This is a genomic window from Micromonospora sp. NPDC005194, from assembly GCF_040608335.1.
GTDB lineage: Bacteria > Actinomycetota > Actinomycetes > Mycobacteriales > Micromonosporaceae > Micromonospora.
The window spans coordinates 170,457-190,746 of record NZ_JBEXIA010000010.1; the positions used below are offsets into that span (position 1 = coordinate 170,457).

At 71.7% G+C, this 20,290-nt stretch carries 19 protein-coding genes and 1 pseudogene; 12 read left to right on the forward strand and 8 right to left on the reverse strand.

Translation table 11 applies throughout. The features are described 5' to 3' along the window. Positions 1-52: 52 nt before the first annotated feature. Positions 53-511: pseudogene (locus ABZU53_RS11595) on the reverse strand (helicase-related protein); the annotation flags it as partial. An 86-nt stretch (positions 512-597) separates the two neighbouring features. Between ABZU53_RS11595 and ABZU53_RS11600 the strand changes: the two are divergent. Continuing rightward, positions 598-2,289, forward strand: coding sequence for an Eco57I restriction-modification methylase domain-containing protein (locus ABZU53_RS11600; protein ID WP_355065517.1), 1,692 nt, complete (start codon positions 598-600; stop codon positions 2,287-2,289). Positions 2,290-2,292: 3 nt separating this feature from the next. Then, positions 2,293-3,012 (forward strand): PaeR7I family type II restriction endonuclease, encoded by a 720-nt coding sequence (locus ABZU53_RS11605; protein ID WP_355065519.1) that lies wholly within the window; start codon positions 2,293-2,295, stop codon positions 3,010-3,012. A 245-nt stretch (positions 3,013-3,257) separates the two neighbouring features. Here the strand turns inward: ABZU53_RS11605 and ABZU53_RS11610 are convergent, their stop codons facing one another. Beyond that, complete coding sequence (locus ABZU53_RS11610) at positions 3,258-3,629, reverse strand: DUF4267 domain-containing protein (protein ID WP_355065521.1); 372 nt, start codon at positions 3,627-3,629, stop codon at positions 3,258-3,260. An 87-nt stretch (positions 3,630-3,716) separates the two neighbouring features. Here ABZU53_RS11610 and ABZU53_RS11615 point away from each other — a divergent pair, with 87 nt between their 5' ends. Next, the gene (locus ABZU53_RS11615) at positions 3,717-4,289 is read left to right on the forward strand and encodes a TetR/AcrR family transcriptional regulator (RefSeq protein ID WP_355065523.1); all 573 of its coding nucleotides are present in this window, start codon (positions 3,717-3,719) and stop codon (positions 4,287-4,289) included. Between the two features lie 120 nt (positions 4,290-4,409). Here the strand turns inward: ABZU53_RS11615 and ABZU53_RS11620 are convergent, their stop codons facing one another. Further along, complete coding sequence (locus ABZU53_RS11620) at positions 4,410-6,089, reverse strand: DNA repair helicase XPB (protein WP_355065525.1); 1,680 nt, start codon at positions 6,087-6,089, stop codon at positions 4,410-4,412. Positions 6,090-6,262: 173 nt separating this feature from the next. Here ABZU53_RS11620 and ABZU53_RS11625 point away from each other — a divergent pair, with 173 nt between their 5' ends. Together ABZU53_RS11625 and ABZU53_RS11630 are read left to right on the forward strand one after the other, a co-directional pair. Further along, a complete protein-coding gene (locus ABZU53_RS11625) occupies positions 6,263-7,141 on the forward strand; it encodes a L,D-transpeptidase family protein (RefSeq protein WP_355065527.1) in 879 nt (292 codons plus the stop codon). A 95-nt stretch (positions 7,142-7,236) separates the two neighbouring features. Next, positions 7,237-7,473: a hypothetical protein gene (locus tag ABZU53_RS11630; protein WP_354854783.1), complete on the forward strand. Its 237-nt coding sequence runs from the start codon at positions 7,237-7,239 to the stop codon at positions 7,471-7,473. Positions 7,474-7,497: 24 nt separating this feature from the next. Here the strand turns inward: ABZU53_RS11630 and ABZU53_RS11635 are convergent, their stop codons facing one another. Further along, the gene (locus ABZU53_RS11635; protein ID WP_355065529.1) at positions 7,498-9,981 is read right to left on the reverse strand and encodes a helicase-associated domain-containing protein; all 2,484 of its coding nucleotides are present in this window, start codon (positions 9,979-9,981) and stop codon (positions 7,498-7,500) included. Between the two features lie 84 nt (positions 9,982-10,065). Between ABZU53_RS11635 and ABZU53_RS11640 the strand changes: the two genes are divergently transcribed. Further along, complete coding sequence (locus tag ABZU53_RS11640) at positions 10,066-10,689, forward strand: HAD family hydrolase (protein WP_355065531.1); 624 nt, start codon at positions 10,066-10,068, stop codon at positions 10,687-10,689. A gap of 27 nt (positions 10,690-10,716) precedes the next feature. Continuing rightward, entirely contained in the window at positions 10,717-11,103 is a 387-nt protein-coding gene (locus tag ABZU53_RS11645) for a cold shock domain-containing protein (protein ID WP_088986676.1), read from the forward strand. Here the strand turns inward: ABZU53_RS11645 and ABZU53_RS11650 are convergent. Next, a complete protein-coding gene (locus tag ABZU53_RS11650; RefSeq protein WP_355065533.1) occupies positions 11,064-11,894 on the reverse strand; it encodes a 1,4-dihydroxy-6-naphthoate synthase in 831 nt (276 codons plus the stop codon). The genes ABZU53_RS11645 and ABZU53_RS11650 overlap by 40 nt on opposite strands. Positions 11,895-12,461: 567 nt before the next feature. Between ABZU53_RS11650 and ABZU53_RS11655 the strand changes: the two genes are divergently transcribed. Then, positions 12,462-13,289: a GNAT family N-acetyltransferase gene (locus ABZU53_RS11655; protein WP_355065535.1), complete on the forward strand. Its 828-nt coding sequence runs from the start codon at positions 12,462-12,464 to the stop codon at positions 13,287-13,289. Positions 13,290-13,302: 13 nt separating this feature from the next. Here the strand turns inward: ABZU53_RS11655 and ABZU53_RS11660 are convergent, their stop codons facing one another. Continuing rightward, positions 13,303-13,953, reverse strand: coding sequence for a futalosine hydrolase (locus ABZU53_RS11660; RefSeq protein ID WP_355065537.1), 651 nt, complete (start codon positions 13,951-13,953; stop codon positions 13,303-13,305). Next, a complete protein-coding gene (locus ABZU53_RS11665) occupies positions 13,950-15,563 on the reverse strand; it encodes an MFS transporter (protein WP_355065539.1) in 1,614 nt (537 codons plus the stop codon). The genes ABZU53_RS11660 and ABZU53_RS11665 overlap by 4 nt, the downstream gene beginning before the upstream one ends. On the opposite strand from ABZU53_RS11665, the gene ABZU53_RS11670 reads away from it, so the two are divergent. Further along, complete coding sequence (locus tag ABZU53_RS11670; RefSeq protein WP_355065541.1) at positions 15,562-16,491, forward strand: DUF3027 domain-containing protein; 930 nt, start codon at positions 15,562-15,564, stop codon at positions 16,489-16,491. The two genes, ABZU53_RS11665 and ABZU53_RS11670, sit on opposite strands and share 2 nt — an antisense overlap. Before the next feature lie 28 nt (positions 16,492-16,519). On the opposite strand, the gene ABZU53_RS11675 is transcribed toward ABZU53_RS11670, so the two are convergent. Further along, positions 16,520-16,765, reverse strand: coding sequence for a DUF2530 domain-containing protein (locus tag ABZU53_RS11675; RefSeq protein WP_354854797.1), 246 nt, complete (start codon positions 16,763-16,765; stop codon positions 16,520-16,522). An 89-nt stretch (positions 16,766-16,854) separates the two neighbouring features. Here ABZU53_RS11675 and ABZU53_RS11680 point away from each other — a divergent pair, with 89 nt between their 5' ends. The 3 genes from ABZU53_RS11680 (at position 16,855) to ABZU53_RS11690 (ending at position 20,255) form a co-directional block, all read left to right on the forward strand. Further along, positions 16,855-18,333, forward strand: coding sequence for an NCS2 family permease (locus tag ABZU53_RS11680; RefSeq protein WP_354854799.1), 1,479 nt, complete (start codon positions 16,855-16,857; stop codon positions 18,331-18,333). A gap of 115 nt (positions 18,334-18,448) precedes the next feature. After that, positions 18,449-18,898 carry a MarR family transcriptional regulator gene (locus ABZU53_RS11685; protein ID WP_354854801.1) on the forward strand — a complete coding sequence of 150 codons (450 nt, stop codon included), beginning with the start codon at positions 18,449-18,451 and terminating at the stop codon, positions 18,896-18,898. A gap of 73 nt (positions 18,899-18,971) precedes the next feature. After that, positions 18,972-20,255, forward strand: coding sequence for an MFS transporter (locus ABZU53_RS11690; RefSeq protein WP_354854802.1), 1,284 nt, complete (start codon positions 18,972-18,974; stop codon positions 20,253-20,255). The last annotated feature ends 35 nt before the right edge of the window (positions 20,256-20,290 follow it).

Sequence of the window (20,290 nt, forward strand, 5' to 3'; positions counted from 1 at the left end):
GACGCTTGGCAGCTTCGGTCCGAGCACGTCGTCCGCGTCCGATGGTGTACGCCTACCCCTGCTCCGCCAAAAACCGCTGCCGGTGCGCCGCGTACTCGGTGTCGATCGTGTCCCGCGAGACGACGGTGTAGAAGTGCGCCTGCCGCCCGTCGGTCGTCGGGCGAAGCACCCGCCCCAGCCGCTGCGCCTCCTCCTGCCGCGACCCGAAGGTCCCCGACACCTGGATCGCCACCGCCGCCTCCGGCAGGTCGATGGAGAAGTTGCCGACCTTGGAAATGACGAGGGTCCGCAGCTCACCGGAGCGGAACGCGTCGAAGAGCCGCTCCCGCTCCTTGTTGGTGGTCGAGCCCTGCACGATCGGCGCGTCCAGGTACTCCCCGAGCTGGTGCAACTGGTCGATGTACGTACCGATCACCAGCACCTGGTCGCCTGCGTGCCGGTCGACCAGCGCGCGGACCACCGGCAGCTTCGTGCGGGCGGTCGCCGCCATCCGGTAGCGCTCCTCGGCCTCGCCGTCGCGTATGCCAACTCACTCCGAGTGGCATCAGCCGTGTGCTGGTCTGATCTGCGCCGAGCCCGCTGTCCTATGCTCGTCGGGTGAAGGCGGTAGCAGCGGAGATGCGACAACTCATGCTCGGCGAGACGCTGTCGTCGCTGACCGCTATCCCGGCGGAGTCTGTCGAGCACGGCGAGGTCTTTACCCGCCGCTGGGTGGTCGACTTGATCCTCGACCTGGCCGGCTACACGGCTGACCGTGATCTTGCCGCGCTGGTAGCGGTCGAGCCAGCCTGTGGCGGCGGTGCCTTCCTGGCCGCGATGGCCGCCCGGGTCAGCGCCTCGTGCCGGAAGCACGACCGGCCTCTGCTCGACGCCAAGCGGGCAATCCGTGCCTTCGACCTGTTGACCCCGAACGTGACGGCCAGTAGGCGGCTGGTGCGGGAGGTGCTGGTCGACGAGGGTTGGTCGCTTCCCGAGGCGCGCGAGGTGGCGACGGCGTGGCTGCGGCAGGGGGACTACCTGCTCGATCCGCACGTCCAGGAGGACGTCGACTTCGTCGTGGGTAACCCTCCGTACGTCCGGCTGGAGGCTGTGCCCGCGGACCGTATGCTCGCCTACCGCGCTGCTTGCCCGACCATGACGGGCCGGTCCGACCTCTACGTCGGCTTCTACGAGCGTGGGCTGCGCTCCCTCGGGCCGGGCGGAGTCCTCGCGTTCATCTGTGCCGACCGCTGGATGCGCAACCAGTACGGCCGACAGTTGCGGGAGTTCATCACCGCCGGCTACAGCGTCGACGTCACGGTGACGATGCACGACGTCGACGCGTTCGAGGAGCAGGTGTCGGCCTATCCGGCCGTCACGGTGGTCCGCCGCGCCCGGCAGGGAGACGCCGTAGTCGTGGACACCCGGCGGGGCTTCGGGCCCCAGGACGCCCCAGAGCTGGTGGAGTCGATCTCGGGCACGGAGCTGGCGACCCGGGCGAACGACCGGTACGAGGTCGCGCGACTGCCCCACTGGTTCACCGGGGGTGACTCCTGGCCGGCCGGGTCTCCGTCCCGCCTGGCCTTGATCGAAGCACTGAACGACCGCTTCCCCCCGCTCGAGGACGCGAACACCGGGACCCGGGTCGGCATCGGCGTTGCCACGGGTGCCGACAGCGTCTTCATCACCACGGACGCCGACGTCGAACCGCGGCGGCTACTGCCGCTGTCGATGGTCAAGGACACGACCTCGGGGAGTCACTCCTGGTCCGGCCACTATCTCGTCAACCCGTGGGACGCGGACGGTCAGCTCGTGGACCTGGCCGCGCTGCCGCGCCTCCGGGCCTACTACCAGCGGCACGCGGCGGCCCTCAAGCGCCGGCACGTGGCCGGCAAGCGCCCCGCACACTGGTACAGGACCATCGACAAAGTCGACCATTCCCTGATCGAACGCCCGAAGCTTCTGTTTCCGGACATGAAGACCACCATTCACCCCGTCCTGGACGAGGGTGGCTTCTATCCGCATCACAACCTGTACTACATCGTCTCCGACGCCTGGGATCTCAGAGTCCTGGGTGGACTCTTGCTTTCGGGTGTCGCACAGGCCTTTGTAGAGGCTTACGCCGTTAAGATGCGGGGCGGCACCCTTCGATTCCAAGCCCAGTACCTGCGTCGGATCCGCGTCCCGAGGCCCGAGGCGATCTCGGCCGCCGACCGTGCTGCGCTCGCCGCCGCCTTCCATGAGCGGGACACGCGCGCGGCGACGGAGGTTGCGCTGCGCGTGTACGGGATCGAGACTCTGGAGATGTGATCGGTGGATCAGCGCTCGTTCGAAGAAGCGGTTCGTAGCTCATGGGCGGTGCGAGAGTCGCAGGCTGCTAAAAAGCTTTTGTCCGGCAGGGCCGACACCGGAGGGCGGGGCGCAGTCACCGGCGGAGCACATCTCGACGCGATGACAGAGCTCCTCGCGAATGTGTTCCGCGATGCCGGCTTCCCGCCCGGCGCCGTGCGCTGCAAGTCCGGGGTCGAACTGCCGGGCTACTTGCGGCCCGCCAAGAAGTGGGACCTCGTCGTGCTTCACGAGGGTCAGCTGGTTGCGGCGATCGAGCTCAAGTCGCACGTCGGTCCGTCATTCGGCAACAACTTCAACAACCGGAACGAAGAGGCGATCGGCAGCGCTGTCGACCTGCGGCAGGCGTACGACCATGGCCTACTCGGTCGGCTGAGGCCGTGGCTCGGCTACCTGCTGTTGGTGGAGGAGGCGCCGGGCTCGATCCGCAAGGGCGGTCCTCGGAGCGGCACGTTCCCGATCGATCCCGCGTTCGCCGAGACCTCGTACCTCGACCGCTACGTGATCCTCTGTAAACGCCTACGGAGCGCCGGCCTGTACGACGCCACCTGCCTAGTCACTTCATCAAGGGAGGTTGACGCGCCCGTCCGGCAACCGGATCTGGAGGTCGGTTTCGCCGCCTTCGTCGGGGCCATCATGGCCCGTATTGAGGAGATCGGCTTCCTGCCACGGAAGAGCAACTGAGGGCAGTCACAAGGTGGACGCTGGGGTGGCAGGTGTTGCAGTTCGGCCTGCAGAACCTCTTCGACCCGGAGCTGGACGAGTGGTTCACGATGGACACCTTCGAGCACTACCCCGGCGAGGTCACCCTCCCCGACCGCTGCCCACCCCCGCCCCCTGACCCTCCCCGGCCTGGTGATCAAGAGGTTTGCGTCACCGATCGGCCTGTCGATGACACGAACCTCTTGATCACCGCATGAGGTGGGGCGTTACAGGGCGAACAGGAGGGCGGCGTTCAGGAGGACCACTGCGGCCGTCGCGAGGTGGATGCCGAAGGCTACGGCCTTCGTTCCGCCGTTGCGGAGCACGATGAGGGTGTCGCCCAGCGGGACGAGCGCGACGATCAGCATGAACCACGCGACCGCGTCGGCCGTGGTGAAGGCGATCAGGGCGAGGCCGAGCAGGCCGTAGCTGAGATCGCGTAGGCCCTTGATCGTCAGGTAGGCGGGGTCGCCATCCGGCCGGGCCGGTACGCCGTACCCGGCGGCTGCGGCCTGCGGCACCAGCAGGAACCGCGCACCGATGAAGGCGACGAAGAGGCTGAGGACGACGGCGAGCCCGTAGGCGAGGGGTGACAACATGGTCCGCTCCAATTCCTAGCGTTGCTAGATATGAGAGCGACGCTAGCAGAGCAGCGGCAGGTTTGCTAGCGGTGCTAGGATTTTGTCATGTCGACTCAGACGCGCCGGGAGCGCGAGCGGGCGGAACGGGAACGGGCCATCGTCGCCGCCGCCCGCGACCTGGCCCTGGCCGAGGGCTGGGACGCCGTCACCACCCGGCGGCTCGCCGCCGAGATCGAATACAGCCAGCCCGTCCTCTACAGCCACTTCAAGGGCAAGGACGCCATCATGGCGGCGGTCGCCGTCGAGGGCTTCGCCGAGCTGGCCACCGCCCTGGCCGCGGCCCGAACCTCGGCCGCCGACCCCCGGCAGGCCGTCGCCGACGTCGCCACGGCGTACACCACCTTCGCCGAACAGCGGCCCGCCCTCTACGACGCGATGTTCACCCTCGCCGTGGACCTGCCGTTCGCCAGCCAGGACGTCCCGACCGACCTGGCCCGGGGTTTCGCCGAGCTGGCCGACGCGGTGCGTCCGATCGCCGGGAACGACGACTTGGAGGCGGTCACCGAGACGTTCTGGAGCGGCCTACACGGGCTGGTCACGCTGATGCGCAGCGGCCGGCTCCGCCGTGAGGGCCACGACCGGCGACTCGCGGTGCTGGTGGACCGCTTCTCCCGCTGAGCGTGCACGGGGTCAGCGCGTCGATCGACTCCGTATCGCCGATGTGGGGGCATCAACCTGCTGGGACACCGCCACGTCGGCGATGTGGAGTCGATCAAGGCGCCAAGGCCGAGGGAGGCGTCAGTCGAAGGACGGCAGGGACGGGCCGAGGACGTCGTCGGCGTCCACGATGGTGTACGCGTACCCCTGCTCGGCGAGGAAGCGCTGCCGGTGCGCCGCGTACTCGGTGTCGATGGTGTCCCGGGAGACCACCGTGTAGAAGTGCGCCTGCCGGCCGTCGGCCTTCGGCCGGAGCACCCGACCCAGTCGCTGCGCCTCCTCCTGGCGCGACCCGAACGTGCCGGACACCTGGATCGCCACCGCCGCCTCGGGCAGGTCGATCGAGAAGTTGCCGACCTTCGAGATCACCAGGGTGCGGATCTCCCCGGTGCGGAAGGCGTCGAACAGGCGCTCCCGCTCCTTGTTCGTGGTCGAGCCCTGCACGATCGGCGCGTCGAGGTACTCGCCGATCTGGTGCAACTGGTCGATGTACGCGCCGATCACCAACACCTGGTCGTCCGGGTGCCGGTCGACAAGCGCCTTGACCACCGGCAGCTTGGTGCGGGCGGTCGCCGCCATCCGGTAGCGCTCCTCGGCCTCCGCCGTCGCGTAGGACATGCGCTCCGCGTCGGTCAGCGTCACCCGTACCTCGACGCACTCGGCGGGGGCGATCCAGCCCTGCGACTCGATGTCCTTCCACGGCGCGTCGTACCGCTTCGGCCCGATCAGGCTGAACACGTCGCCCTCGCGGCCGTCCTCGCGTACCAGAGTGGCGGTGAGGCCCAGCCGACGGCGGGCCTGGAGGTCCGCCGTGAAGCGGAAGATCGGCGCGGGCAGCAGGTGCACCTCGTCGTAGACGACCAGGCCCCAGTCACGGGCGCCGAACAGGTCCAGGTGGGTGAACGCGCCGCCGCGCCGCGAGGTGAGCACCTGGTACGTGGCGATGGTGACCGGGCGGATCTCCTTGCGCTCGCCCGAGTACTCGCCGATCTCCTCCTCGGTCAGCGACGTACGGGCGATCAGCTCCCGCTTCCACTGCCGGCCGGCGACCGTGTTGGTGACCAGGATCAGCGTGGTCGCCTTCGCCTCGGCCATCGCCGCCGCGCCCACCAGGGTCTTGCCGGCGCCGCAGGGCAGCACCACCACACCCGACCCGCCGGCCCAGAACGCCTCGACGGCCTCCCGCTGGTACGACCGCAGGGTCCACGGCTTGCGCCCGTCCTTGCCGGCCTCGGCCAGCTCGATCGGGTGCGCCTCACCGTCGACGTAACCGGCCAGGTCCTCCGCCGGCCAACCCAGCTTGAGCAGCGCCTGCTTGAGCCGGCCCCGCTCGGACGGGTGGACCCGGATCGTGTCGTCGTCGATCTTGTCGCCGAGCATCCCGGCGAGCTTCTTGCTCTTGGCCACCTCGATCAGCACCAGCCGGTCGAGCGCGCGCAGCACCAACCCGTGCGCCGGGTCGTTCGCGAGCTGGAGCCGGCCGTAGCGGTCCATCGTCTCGGCCACGTCCACCAGCAGCGCGTGCGGCACCGGGTACCGCGAGTACTTGATCAGCGTGTCGACCACGCCCTCGGCATCGTGCCCCGCCGCACGGGCGTTCCACAGCCCGAGCGGGGTCAGCCGGTACGTGTGCACGTGCTCCGGGGAGCGCTCCAGCTCGGCGAAGGGGGCGATCGCCATCCGGCAGGCCTGCGCGTCGGGGTGGTCGATCTCCAGCAGCAGGGTCTTGTCCGACTGCACGATCAGGGGTCCACCACTCACGCCAGCGTCCTCTCCTCGGTTGGCCGTCCAGCCGGAGCGGGTCGCAGACCCGCCGCTGGCCGACCATCCAGTGTTGCACGGCGGAGAACGTGGAAAGAAAGATGAGCACCGGGTGCAACCAGGACGGCACTCACGAACGTCTAGCAAAGGGACGACCGTCCAGGGGAGGTGCCATGAGGCGTGTCCGGAGCACTTCCCGGTTGGTTGCCCTGGCGGTGGTCGTGCTGGTCGGGGCCGGCGCGTGCACGTTCGATCCGCAGTCCGGCGGGAGTGGTGGCGGGGGAGCCGCCCCGGTCGGTGCGGCGGAACAGGCAACGGGGGCGAGCGGCACGTCCGGGCCGGGCCAGCGCGGCCGGCCCACGCCGGCCGCGCCGACGTCGAAACCCTCCCGCAAACCCACGCCGAGGCCGACCCGCACGGCGTCGACCCCGACCCCGAGCACCGGTACGCCGACCGTCGCCGGCTGCCCGCAGGGCCAGCACCAGCGAGCCGTGGAGACCTACCTCGCCCGGCTGGGCGGGTTCGGGCCGGTCACGGTCGACGGGCGGCAGTCCGCCGCCGACTGCGCCGCCATCAAGAAGTTCCAGAAGAGGTACGGCATTCGCCCCGTCGAGGGACGCGCCGGACCGACGACCTCGGACGTGGCCCAGCGACTCGCCACCACCGACACGACCCGCTGCAAGGGCGGCACCGGCACCACCTTCTGCGTGGACCTGACCCGGCAGACCGTGTGGGCGGTCCGGGGCGGCAAGGTGATCATGGCGCCGACGGTGACGCGCACCGGCATGTCCGGCTACCGGACCCCGTCCGGCACCTACACGGTCAACTACCGCAATCCGAAGGAGTGGTCCAACCCGTACGAGGTGTGGCTGCCGTACTGGCAGCACTTCACCCAGGGCATGGGGTTCCACGAGACCACGACCTACCTGCACGACAAGTCGATCGGCTCGCACGGCTGTGTCAACCTGCTGCACGCCGACGCCGTCCGGATGTGGGAGTTGGGCAAGGTCGGCACCCGGGTGGTGCTGATCGGCCGCCGCCCCGGCACCTGACCATCCCGCCCGACTCGGGGTTTATCCCCTGTCACACCCGTCCCGGGAGTGACACTCTTGGGAGTCCAGGGCCGCACCGGGCGGGGAGGCTGGGCATGACGGTCGACCGTGACGTGATCGCAGAGCATGAACAGGCGCCACCCGACGAGGTGTCCCGCGTGACCGTGGTCGCGTACGCCCTCGCCGCGGCGCTCCTCGTCGGGTGGTTCCTCTTCGGCTGGCTGGTGCTGCGGCAGGGCTTCGTCGACTCGGTCGGTGAGTCCGCCGGCGCCGGCTTCGCACTGTTGCTTGTCGTCTCGGTGGTCGGCACCTTTCGGCGCAGCCGCCGCTGACCGAGCAGCGGCGGCGTCGCCCCGTCAGTCCGCCAGCACCGCCGCCGTGATCCGGTGCAGTGCGAAGGTGTGCAGCATCTCGGTCCGCTCGTCCTCGGCTCGCAGGTAGCCGGCACCGATCGAGACCGGCTTGACCAGCCGGGACGCGGTCGCCCCGTGCGCGTCGACATACCCGACCCAGACCAGCGCCTTGTCGCGGACCGCCTGCTGGAGCACGGCAAGGGCCTCGCTGTGCGTGTGCGCGGGCACCGGGCCTCCGCCCAGCCCTGCCGCCCCGCCCCGGACGACGGCCGGCGCCCGGCGGGCCGCCCGCGCCGCCGCGTCACCCCGGCGGATGTGCTCCACCACCCCGAGCAGCCGGGGCATCGGCAGCTTCGGGGCGGCCAGCGGGTCGAGCGTCCTGGTGGTCACCGCGACCCGCGCCGGAGCACGCCTGATCCGGGGACGGGACAGCATCGTGCCGCCCGTGCCGTCCTCCTGCACCGGCGCGTACCCGGCGTCCCGCAGCGCGCCCAACAGCCGGCTGACCTGGTACGGGGTGCTCAGCACCGTCGGCGCCAGCCGGCGCAGCGTCAACGACTCCAGCCGCCGGTCGGCCAGCACCTCGGTGAGCAGCGCCTCGTCGTCACTGCGCAGGTACGCCCCGGCCGACCCGACCCGCAGCCCACCGTGCTTACGGGCCACGTCGTCCACCAGGTAGCTGAGTCCCTGCGGCACCGGGGTACGCGACCGTCGCCGGAACAGCTCGTGCAGATCGTCGGCCGTGTAACCGGCGTCCAGCGCCCTCCGCACGCTCGCCGTGGTGACCCGGTGCACACTCGCCCCGCCAGCCGACTCGGGTTCGGTCGTGGCCTCCAACTCGGCGGCCAGCGCCGGCTCGGGCGGCCCGGGCACCACCACGGTCAGGTCGGCCTGCACCAGGAAGTGGTCGACCGGGGCGGGCAGCAGCGCGTCCAACGCCCGCGCGGCACTGGACGGATCGCCGCTCTCCGCGTCCGCGTGCAACCCCAGCGGGTCGCCGCCCGGCTCGTCGGCCGACGTCAGCTCGCCCAGCAACAACCGCCCGTACGAGGTGAGCGCCCCCAGGCCGGTCACGCCGAGCTGCGCCGCCTCGGCAAGCACCTCCCGGTGGGCGGCCTCCCGACCCCGGCTGCGTCGCGGCGCCCGCCAGTCCAGCAGGGCCTGCACCTCCTCCGGGGTGGGCGCGGTCGCCGGCTCCAGGTCGGCGAGCACCCCGAGCACCGCCCGCCGGGTGGCCGGCGCGCCGGCCCGCTCGGCCTCGGCGGACAGCGCGGTGATCGGCCGGTCCCGGTCGTCCCGCCGACCGACCAGGCCGACCTGTCGGGTCATCGTCAACCAGGCGCGGGCCAGGTGCTCCCACCGCTGGGCCAGTGACGCGGCCCGCCACACCTCGTACCCGCCGGTCGGCAGCATCTGCTGATCAGCGCCGTACCGGCCGGTGGTCGAACCGGGCATCTCCAGCTCACCGGCGAGCCCCGCCGCGTACGCCACCTCCAGCAGCAGCGCGGTGGTCGGCTCGTCCAGGCCGGCGGTACGCGCCAGCCGGCGCAGGTCCCGGACGCCGATGCCGCCGGAGCGCAGCACCGGCGCGGGTTCGGCGGCGAGCTGCTCCAACAGCCCTTCGGTGTGCCGGACCACCTCCATGGTCTGCCCGGCGCCGGCCGAGTCGACCGCCTTGGGCTCGCGGGGCGCGGTGGCCACCGGCGGCGGGCTGGTGCGCAACGGCCCGAGCGGGCCACTGTCGCGGCGCAGCAGCAGCCCCACCTCGCGGGGCAGCTCGACCGTGCCGCTGGCCGTCGACGAGCCGGCCGAGACGGCGACCAGTAGCCGGTTGTCGACCAGCCAGCGCACCGGCGAGCCGGTCGGCGCGCCACCGTTGGTCGGGTCGGCGAGGACGGCGTCCTGCGTGCCGATCGGTGGTGCCTGCAACGCGCCCGGGGGCACGCTGCCCACGGGTGGTCCGGCCGCCAACCGGTCCAGGATCGCCCGGGCCGACGGGGGCGCGGCGAGCAGCGTCCGGCGCAGTTTCGCCGGGTCCGCGCAGAGCGCGGCCGTGCGCGGGTCCAGCTCCGCGGCGGGTCGGCCGAGCCCAGCGGGGTACGGGGAGACCTCGTCGACGGCGGGCACCACGTGCAGGGCGTGCTCGGGGCCGTACAGCAGGAAGAGCGCCCTCAGCCGGCCGAGGGCGGCCCGGACGGCCGTCGGTGCCGGCGGGTGCGGCCCGGTGGTCGCCATGGCGAGCACGGCGTCGGTGGCCGTGGTGCCCTCGTCCGGATGCCGGGTGAGCCGGGCGGCGTCGAGGATCTGGAGGGTGAACTGGTCCAAACCGTCCAGGGCGCGGGCCACCGAGACCCGGGACTGGGCGCGGATGGCCAGGGCGGAGACGTCTGCCGGCACGGGCACGACGAGGTCCGGCCGGAGCTGGAGGAGCGCGGCCAGCGACTCGTCGGGCAGCGACCGCAGGTGGTCGGCGAGTGAGGTGGTCATCGTCTTTCCACGCTAGCCCGGGGTGGGGCAGTCGCGCCCCTCGGACGTCCGGGCGGTCAAAGGTCGCCGGGTACGTTTCTCGACATGCCCGCGCTGACCGTCGGATTCGATCTCGACATGACCCTGGTTGACTCCCGCCCCGGCATCGCCGCGGCCTACCGGGCGCTGACCGCCAGGACGGGCGTACTGGTGGACGCCGACCTGGCCGTGTCCCGGCTCGGCCCGCCGCTGCGCACCGAGATCGCGCACTGGTTCCCGCCGGAGCAGGTCGAGTCGGCCGTGCAGGCGTACCGGGAGCTGTATCCGGCGTACGCCATCACACCGACGGTGCCGCTGCCCGGCGCGCGGGAGGCGATCGACGCGATCCGTGCCCGGGGCGGAAGGGTGCTCGTCGTCACGTCCAAGATTGGCCGACTGGCCCGGTTGCACCTGGATCACCTCGGCCTCGTGGTGGACGAGCTGGCGGGTGACCTGTTCGCCGAGCAGAAGGCGACCGCGCTGCGGGAGCACGGCGCGACCCACTACGTCGGTGACCACGTGGCGGACATGGTGGCGGCGGGCGTGGCAGGGGTGCCGGGAATCGCTGTCGCGACCGGGCCGTGCTCCCCGGATGAGCTGCGTGCGGCGGGGGCGAGCGTGGTGCTGGACGATCTCACCGGATTCCCAGCGGCGCTCGACGGCATGATCCAGCTAGCCTGGGAGCAGTAGCGGCTCAAGTGAAGCAGGGGTTTTCAGGTGCCTACGGGTCGAGTGAAGTGGTACGACACGGCCAAGGGATACGGCTTCGTCACCAGTGACGAGGGCGGCGACGTGTTTCTGCCCAAGGGTGCTCTGCCGGCGGGCGTCACCGACCTCAAGGGTGGTCAGCGGGTCGACTTCAGCGTGGTGGACAGCCGCCGGGGCGCGCAGGCCATGGGCGTCAAGCTGCTGGACGCGCCGCCGTCGATGGCGGAGCTGCGACGTCGGCCGGCCGAGGAGCTGCACGGCCTCGTCGAGGACATGATCAAGGTGCTGGAGGCGAAGGTCCAGCCGGACCTGCGCCGGGGCCGGTACCCGGACAAGAAGACCGCGCAGAAGATCGCTCAGCTGGTCCACGCGGTGGCGCGCGAGCTGGAGGTCTGAGGCACCAGGCCGGCGGTGGCGGCGCGGTCGAGGAGCGCCGTCACCGCAGCGAAGCCGGCCTCGCCCAGGTCGGCGGTGAACTCGTTGACGTAGAGGCCGATGTGCCGGTCCACCACGTCGAGTTCCATCTCCTGGGCGTGCGCGAGCACGTACTCCCGGCTGGCCGCCGGATCCGCCCAGGCCTGCCGGACGGATTCGCGAATCCATCCGGCCGCTGCCACCGGGTCCACCGCGCCGCGCCGGGCCAGGATCGCGCCGAGCGGGATGGGCAGCCCGGTGTCGGCTTCCCACCACTCGCCGAGGTCGACGAGCGCGGTCAGCCCGTGCCGGTGGTAGGTGAACCGGGCCTCGTGGATGACCAACCCAGCGTCGTAGCGACCAGCCGCGACGCCCGGCATGATCTCGTGGAACGGCACCACCTCGATCCGGGCCGGCGACTGCCCGGCCGACCAGAGCCGGAACAGCAGGTACGCGGTCGTCCGATCACCGGGCACCGCCACCGTGGCGCCGGTCAGGTCGGCGCGGTCGCCCCTGGTGAGAACCAGCGGCCCGCACCCGCGGCCGAGCGCGCCCCCGCAGGGCAGCAGGTGGTAGTCGTCGAGCAGCCAGGGCAGCGCCGCGTAGCTCACCTTCACCAGGTCGAACGCACCCCGCTCGGCCGCCGTGTTGGTGACGTCCACGTCGGCGTACGTCACCTCGACCGGCGGCGCACCGGGCACCCGCCCGTGCACCAGGGCGTCGAAGACGAACGTGTCATTGGGGCAGGGCGAGATCGCCAGGGAGAGCGCCACGCCCTCACGTTAGCCCCGCCCCCGGCCAACAGCTCGCGCACACCCCGCCCACTGTGATCCACGACGGCCGGCCCGGCCCGCCCGGAGCCAGCCTCCCAGCCCCCTCGGCGTTCCGGCCCTCGGCGTTCCGGCCTGGCCCTCGGCGGTCCGGCTTCCCGGCCTCCCGGACTCCCCGCCTTCCGGCCTCCCGGCTGCCTCCCGGCGGGCTCCGGCGGGGGTGTCCGGTCGGGCTCGGCGGGGTGCTCCCGTTAGCTCAGGCGGGGTGCCCGGTAGGGCTCGGGCGGGGGTGGGTGAGGTCACGTCGCGCCCTGTCGAGCTGCCCCAGATATGGGGCGAGGTCAGCGCCCGCGGCGAGCGGTGGCGGCGGTGGCGTGGCCGTGATCGGGCATCGAGGGGCGATCCTGGTGGCGGTGTCCCGCCCCAGGCAGCCGCCCCACACATGGGGCAGCTCGATAGGGCCCGACCGAGGGGGGATACCCACAGCGGCGGTGACGTTTTCCACATGGTTATCCACAGGCGAAAGGGGGGCTGTTGACGGCGTTCGCCGTCGCAGAAAACCATGAGCGGGTGGCAGCCGGAGGGGATGCGATCGATGTGGGCGCGGCGCTGCGTGATCTTCGTCGACGTGCCGATCTGAGCCAGCGGGAGTTGGCCGAGCGGTCCGGGGTCCCAAAGAGCACGCTGGCACGCATCGAGGCCGGCCAGGGTGGCGGGCCCGCCTTTCGAACGGTGGCGCGGCTGGTCGCGGCCGCGGGCGGCGAGCTCGCGCTCCGCTTACCCGGGGACGGCGACGGGTCCGCGGGCGGCGGGCTGCTGGGCATGCCGGCCGACGAGCCACGGGACGAGGCTGACCGCCGGTACCCCGCCCACCTCGACGTCCGCCGGGTCCGAACCCTCAAAGACTGGCCGGGCGCCTGGTGGGTGCACTCGTACACGCTCCCGGAGAAGTTGTGGCCGGTGAAGGTTCCGGAGTTGACCTACGACCTGGATCGGGCGCGGCGGGACAGGCGGCGGTGGCGGTCGGAGGCGCGTGCGCAGATGACCTTCCGGCGGGTATCCGACGGGCTGCCGGCCACGTCCTGGCGGTTCCTCGCCGAGGTGCCCGGCGGCGGGCCGGTCGGTGAGCTGCGGGCTCATGAGCGGAGCGTCGATCTGCTCCTCGGCGAGGATCTGGACGACCGGCGTGAGTTGGTGCTGGAAGGTGTGGTCGTCGCCCCGGGCCTGCGGGCGCTTGGCGTCGGGCGGCGGCTTGTCGAGCTGTTGGCGGAGGAGATGACACGTGCGGGCATTCGCGCCGCCCACGCGGTCGCCGAGTTCGGCAACGTCGAGTTCCTTCTCGCCTGTGGGTTCGAGCTGCAGGCGAGCAGGCCGTCGGCGCTGATGCTCGAGGTGTGACGGGTGCCCGTGGTCAGCGCAGCGCCGGAGCTGCCGCGGTCAGCGCGGTGAGGGCCTCGCGCAGCCGCCAGGCGTCGCGGTCACGGGGGCCGATGGGGTTGGAGATGGTGCGCAGCTCGACGAAGGGCACCCCGGCCTGCGCGGCGGCGACCGCGACCCCGTACCCCTCCATGGCCTCGGCGACCGCTTCCGGATGCCGGCGGCGCAGCTCGTCGGTGCTGGCGGCGGTGCCGGTGACCGTGCTGACGGTGAGCACCGGGCCGGTCGTCGCCGACGGCAGGGCCGCCCGGAGTGCCGCGAGCAGGCCCGGGTCCGCGGGCACCACGCTGCCTCCGCCGAGCAACGCGGGTGGCATGCCCAGCTCGTCGACACCGATGAAGCCGTCGGGTGACTCGGCGCCCAGGTCGGCGGCGATGCTGGCGGTGCCGAGCACCGTGTCGCCGACCGCGGCCCGCCCGGTGAAGCCGCCGGCCACGCCGGCGCTGACCACTGCGCGGTACGGGCGACCGGCCGCCTCGGCCAGGGCCAGCAGCCGTGCGGTGGCGGCACCAGCGACCGCCGGGCCCACCCCGATCGGGGCGACGGTGACGCTGGCGTCGGTCAGCCCGGCCCGTACGGCGTCCGCCTCGGCCGGCACCGCCGTCACCACCAGCAGGCCGGTCACGAGAGCGAGCCGGGGGATTCCCGGCGGGTCTCGTCGTCCGCTCCGCCGCCCGGGCCGCCGACTGCCGAGGAGGGGCGGTAGATGTGGTAGCCCGGCGGTGCCAGCCCCGGCTCGTCGTGCTGCGGCGAGTTGGCCTGGTTTGGAGCCGGCGAGGTGGGGGCGACGTCCGCGGGCTGGGCAACCGGCTCGTCCTCGGCCGGCTCGTCCTCAGTCAGTTCGTCGTCACCCAGCGGCCGGCCGGCGAGCTTCTCGGCGCGCAGCCGGGCGGCGACCACCACCCCCCGGACGGCGGCCAGGATGCCCACGCCGGCGGCGACCGCGATGCCGGTGCGGCCGTCGAACGGGACCAGTCCGAGCCCACCGCCGACCACGAAGGCGAGCATCAGCACCGTCTCGGAGTGCGCGAAGGAACTGGCCCGCAGCCGTTCCGGGATGCGCTCCTGGATCGAGGCGTCCACGGCGAGTTTGGCCACCCCGCTGACCAGCGCGGTGACCAGACAGAGCAGGGCCACCATCGACAGCGAGAACTGGATGACGGCGAGCACCGCCACCCCCGCCACGATGATCATGCTGCTGGACTGGATGGCGGTCGGCCGGTGGATGCGCAACCGGGTGCCGACGGCGGTCGCCAGGAAGCTGCCGACGGCCAGCGCGCCGCCGATCAGGCCGAGCGCCCACTCCGCGCCCAGGTCCCGGCCGAACACGGCGGTGGTCAGGTCACCCTTCTTGATGGCGAAGGCGAGGAACAACAGCAGGAAGCCGTACACCGCGCGTAGCGTCGCGGCGCCGATCAGGGTGGCGATCACCAGCCGCCCGGCGGGTCGGCCCCGGCCCAGCGGCCGGTCTTCGCGGCGGCCCAGCGCGCGCAGCGCGCGGGGGACCCGCTCCGGTGGCTCCGAGTCCGCCTTCGGTGGCAGCCGCAGGGAGATCACCATGCCGATCAGGAAGATCACCGACGCGACGCGCAGCGGCCACTGCGGCCCGAACCAGAAGGCCGCCAACCCGATCGGGGCCACGAGCGCCCCCGCCACCGTGCCGTAGACGCTGGCCCGTGCGCCCACCTGGGAGAGGCCCAGCCCTTCCGGCAGCAGCCGGGGCACCGCCGCGGACCGTGCCACGCCGTAGGCACGCGACAGCGCGAGCACACCGAACGCGGCCGGATAGAGCCCGAAGCCGTGGATGTAGTCGGAGATCAGCCAGGCCAGGAACGCCCGGCCGAGCATGGTCGCGGCCAGCGCGTACCGCCGGCCGTGCCGGAAGTGGTCCAGCAGCGGGCCCACCACGGGGGCGAGCATCGCGAACGGCACCATGGTCACCAGCAGGTAGAGCGCGACCTTGCTGCGGGCCTCGCCGAGCGGCACGTTGAAGAAGATCGTCCCGGCCAGGCCGATGGCGATCAGTGTGTCGCCCGCGCAGGAGACGGCGTGCAGATCGAACAGGCGGACCATGCCGACCTCGCCGCCGGCGCCCCGCGTCCGGGCCCGACCGGCCCGGCGGGTGACCCAGCGGCCGCTGCCCACCGAACCACGCAGGAGCAGGCGGACGGCCCGAATGCCGGTGCCGACGGTCCGCCCGAGGACGGATCGCCCGGAGCGGGAGTACGGCGGCATGTGCACCATCCTCGCCCATCTGATCCAGGTACGCCGCACCACTGCGGTGAAAGGTTCCCCGGGAGTCCCTGTCACCTCTGCGGGGAGCATGGGGAACAATGGTCGGGTGACCAGGCCCGTCTCCACCCGTGCCGCCCGTCTCGACCAGGTCTGCGCCGCCGCCGTCGAGGTGGCCCGCGCTGGCATCACCGAGGTGGACGCCGACGATGTCGGCGACCACCTGCAGGTCGTGGCCGAGGGTGAACGGCTGGTCACCCACTACTTCGAATGCCGCCTCGCCGGCTACCGCGGCTGGCGGTGGGCGGTCACCGTCACCCGCGTTCCGCGCAGCCGCACGGTGACCATCTGCGAGACCGTGCTGCTGCCCGGCCCGGACGCGCTGCTCGCGCCCGGCTGGCTGCCCTGGCAGGAGCGGCTCAAGCCGGGTGACCTCGGCCCGGGTGACCTGCTGCCGACCTCCCCGGAGGACGAGCGGCTGGCCCCCGGTTATCTGCTCTCCGACGACCCGGCGGTCGAGGAGACGGCCTGGGAGCTTGGTCTCGGTCGGGCCCGGGTGCTCTCCCGGGAGGGTCGCGCCGACGCGGCGCAGCGCTGGTACGACGGCGACCACGGCCCCACGGCGGCCATCTCCGTCGCCGCCCCGGCCGCCGCCCGCTGCGGCACCTGCGGCTTCTACCTGCCGCTGGCCGGTGCGATGCGGCAGGCCTTCGGCGCGTGCGGCAACTTCTACGCTCCGGATGACGGCCGGGTGGTCAGCGCCGACCATGGTTGCGGCGCCCACTCCGAGACGCTGATCGAGGCCGCCGAGACCGCGGTGGAGGACCTTCCGACGGTGTACGACGACAGCGCGGTGGAGGCCATGTCGGTCAGCCGTGCCCCGGGTTCGGTGGAGGCAGCCGAGCCGGCGGAGCCGTACGGGCACCCCTGAGCGTTCGCTCCGGCGCGGCCGGGTGCCGTCAGCTCGCGCGGCGGCGGCGTCGGTTGGCGTCGTGACGCATCATCACGGCGAGGCCGGGGAACCCCCACAGGAAACCGGCCAGGCAGGTCCAGAGCCAGTTCTCGTGGTCGTGCTCGGTCAGCCAGCCCCGGAAGAAGACCAGCAGCACCAGCCCGACGACCGCCCATGCGATCAGCCCGGCGACGGCGAACGGCACCATCGGTGGGTCCAGCGGCGCGGGACGCGGTGGCTGGTCGTTCGGCATCGGGCAAGCGTACGCGATCCGCTTCCCCTGCCCGTCGGTGATCTGGGACGATGCGCGCGACAACTGGAAGATCACCTGCGAGGACCCTGATGGCAGTAGCGCCGCCCGAGAACGGCACACCTCCCGACCCCGCTCACCCGCGTAACGGCTTCGACCGGTTCTTCGAGATCTCCGCCCGCGGCTCGACGTTGAGCCGTGAGGTACGCGGTGGCCTGGCGACCTTCTTCACGATGGCGTACATCGTGGTGCTCAATCCGTTGATCCTGGGCGGTGCCGTCGACGGTGACGGCAAGTCCCTCCCGATTCCGGCGCTGGCCGCGGCGACCGCGCTGGTCGCCGGCCTGATGACCATCCTGATGGGTGTGGTCGGCCGGTTCCCGCTGGCGCTCGCCGCCGGTCTGGGCGTCAACGCCCTGGTGGCGTACGAGATCGCCCCCGAGATGACCTGGGCCGACGCGATGGGCCTGGTGGTGATCGAGGGTGTGCTCATCGCCGTGCTGGTGCTCACCGGCCTGCGTACCGCGGTGTTCCGCGCGGTGCCCACGCAGATGAAGACGGCCATCGGCGTCGGCATCGGCCTCTTCCTGACCATCATCGGCCTGGTGGACGCCGGCTTCGTCCGGCGGATCCCGGACGTCGCGAACACCACCGTGCCGGTCGGCCTGGGCATCGGCGGCAAGCTGGTGAGCTGGCCGCTGCTGGTCTTCGTGGTGGGCCTGCTGCTCACGTTGGTGCTCGTGGTGCGCCGGGTGAAGGGCGCGATCCTGATCGGGATCCTGACCTCCACCGTGCTGGCGGTCATCGTCGAGGCGGTCGCCAACATCGGCCCGTCGTTCGTCGACGGGAAGCCCAACCCGAAGGGCTGGGCACTGAACGTGCCGGAGCTGCCCAAGACGGTGGTGGACGTGCCGGACCTGTCGCTGCTCGGCAAGTTCAACGTGCTCGACTCGTGGGGCCGGGCCGGCTGGGTGGTCGTGCTGATGTTCGTCTTCACCCTGTTGATCACGGACTTCTTCGACACCATGGGCACGATGGTGGCGGTCGGTCAGGAGGGTGGCCTGCTCGACGAGCGGGGCACCCCGCCGAAGGCCAAGGAGATCCTGCTGGTCGACTCGATCGCGGCGGCGGCCGGTGGTGCGGCCAGTACCTCCAGCAACACGTCGTACATCGAGAGTGCCGCCGGTGTCGGGGAGGGCGCCCGGACCGGCGTGGCCAGCCTGGTCACCGGCGTCCTCTTCCTGCTGGCGATGTTCCTGGCGCCGCTGGTGGTGATCGTGCCGTTCGAGGCGGCGTCGACGGCCCTGGTGGTGGTCGGCTTCCTGATGATGACCGCGGTACGGACCATCGACTGGTCCGACTACGAGATCGCCATCCCGGCGTTCCTCACCATCGTGCTGATGCCGTTCACCTACTCGATCTCCAACGGGATCGGCGCCGGTCTGATCACCTTCGTGGTCGTCAAGCTGGCGAAGGGTAAGGCCCGGGAGATCCACCCGCTGCTGTACGGGGTGGCCGCGCTCTTCGTGCTGTACTTCCTGCGCGGGCCCATCGAGTCGTTGGTCCTCTGACGCGTCGTCCGGGCGGGGAGTCGAGGGTGATTGCCCGCCCGGAACAGCACGAACATCCTCGTGAGCCTGGTCATACGGATGTCGTTAGCCAGGCTCATTAGTTAAGCTAACTAACGTGACGGAGCGGACGGTGACGGCGGAACGCGTGCCACCGGCGCAGCTGGCTCCCCAGTTGCGAGATGCGATCACCCGACTCAACCGGCGGGTCCGACGGGCCCGGCCGGTCGGCGACCTCACGGTCACCCAGGTCTCCGCGCTCACCAGCCTGCGGCTGGCGGGCGCGATGACGCCCCGGGAACTGGCCGATGTCGAACGGGTGCAGCCACCGACGATGACCAAGATCGTCGCGAAGTTGGAGGACCGCGGCCTCGTGCAGCGGACCCCCCATCCGACCGACGGTCGCCAGGTCATCCTCGCGGCGACCGAAGGAGGGCAGGCCGTGCTCGACCAGTTCGAGCGGGCCCGCGACGAATGGCTGGCCCACCGGCTGGCCGCGCTCGACGAGGACCAACGGGAGACCCTGCACAGGGCCGCCGAGATTCTCCAGCAGCTCGCTCGCGCCTGAGCCCGCGCGCGCCACTTCCGGCCGTGCCGTCACCTGTCGATGACGCGTACGTCCTTGAGGAGGCGCACCGAGAGTGCAGGCCAAGCTGAGCACGATGTTCCAGTCCCTACAGGTTCGCAACTACCGGCTCTTCGCATCCGGGCAGCTGATCAAGCTGATCGGCGTCTGGATGATGTTCATCGCCCAGGACTGGCTCGTCCTCGAGCTCTCCGACAACTCGGCCACCGCCCTCGGCGTGGTCACCGCGCTCCAGTTCACCCCGGTGCTGCTGCTCACCCTGCTCTCCGGCCGGCTCGCCGACCGGTACGACAAGCGGGTGCTGCTCTTCGCCGCCAACGCCTTCTGGACGGTGCTGGCGCTCGGGATGTCCCTGCTGGTGCTGACCGATCTGGTGCAGCTCTGGCACGTCTTCGCGTTCGCCGCGCTGCTCGGCACGGCCAACGCCGTGGAGACCCCGGTCCGCCAGGCGTTCGTCTCCGAACTGGTCGGCACGCCGCTGCTGCCCAACGCCCTGTCGCTGAACGCCGCCGTGTTCAACTCCGCCCGGATCATCGGCCCGGCGGTCGCCGGTCTGGCCATCGCCGCCTTCGACGTGGGCCCGGTCTTCCTCTTCACCGCCCTCAGCTCCATCGCGCCGCTGGTCAACGTGGTCCGCATGCGGACGGCCGACCTGCACCGCGACGCCCTGCTGCCGCGCGACGAGCGGGCGTCCGCGAAGGTCGTCGACGGGCTGCGGTACGTGTGGCGCCGGCCGGACCTGCTGTTGCCGATGGCGGTCATGTCGGTGATCGGCATGTCGCTGTTCAACTTCCAGCTCACCCTCGCCGCGCTGGCCAAGACGGTCTTCCACACCGGCGCGGCCTCCTTCGGCCTGTTCAGCACCGCGCTGGCCGTCGGCGCGCTGGGCGGGGCGCTCAGCGGCACCGGCCGGCGCAGCCGCCCGTCGGTCTGGCTGGTGCTCGGCGCCGCGATCGGCTGCGCCAGCTTCGGCACCCTGGTCGGCTTCGCGTCGACGTACTGGCTGGTCGTGGCGCTGCTCGTGCCCACCGGCTTCTTCATGGTCTTCTTCGCCCAGGCCGCCAACCAGCGCGTCCAGCTCGGGGTGGACGCCGCCTTCCGGGGCCGGGTGATGGCCCTGTGGGTGCTGGTGTTCCTGGGCACCAACCCGGTCGGCGCACCGCTGATCGGCTGGGTCGCCGAGCACTTCGGCGCCGGCGCGAGCATCTGGATGGGCGGGCTGATCTCGCTGGCCACCGCGCTGATCGCGCTCACCTGGCAACTGCGCCGCTCTGGTGCGCGACTGCGCTTCCGGGTGCTGCCCATGCCCCGCTTCTACGTCACCTCCACCGACTGCTGAGCTACGCGAAGGGCCCTTTCCGGTCGGAACGGGCT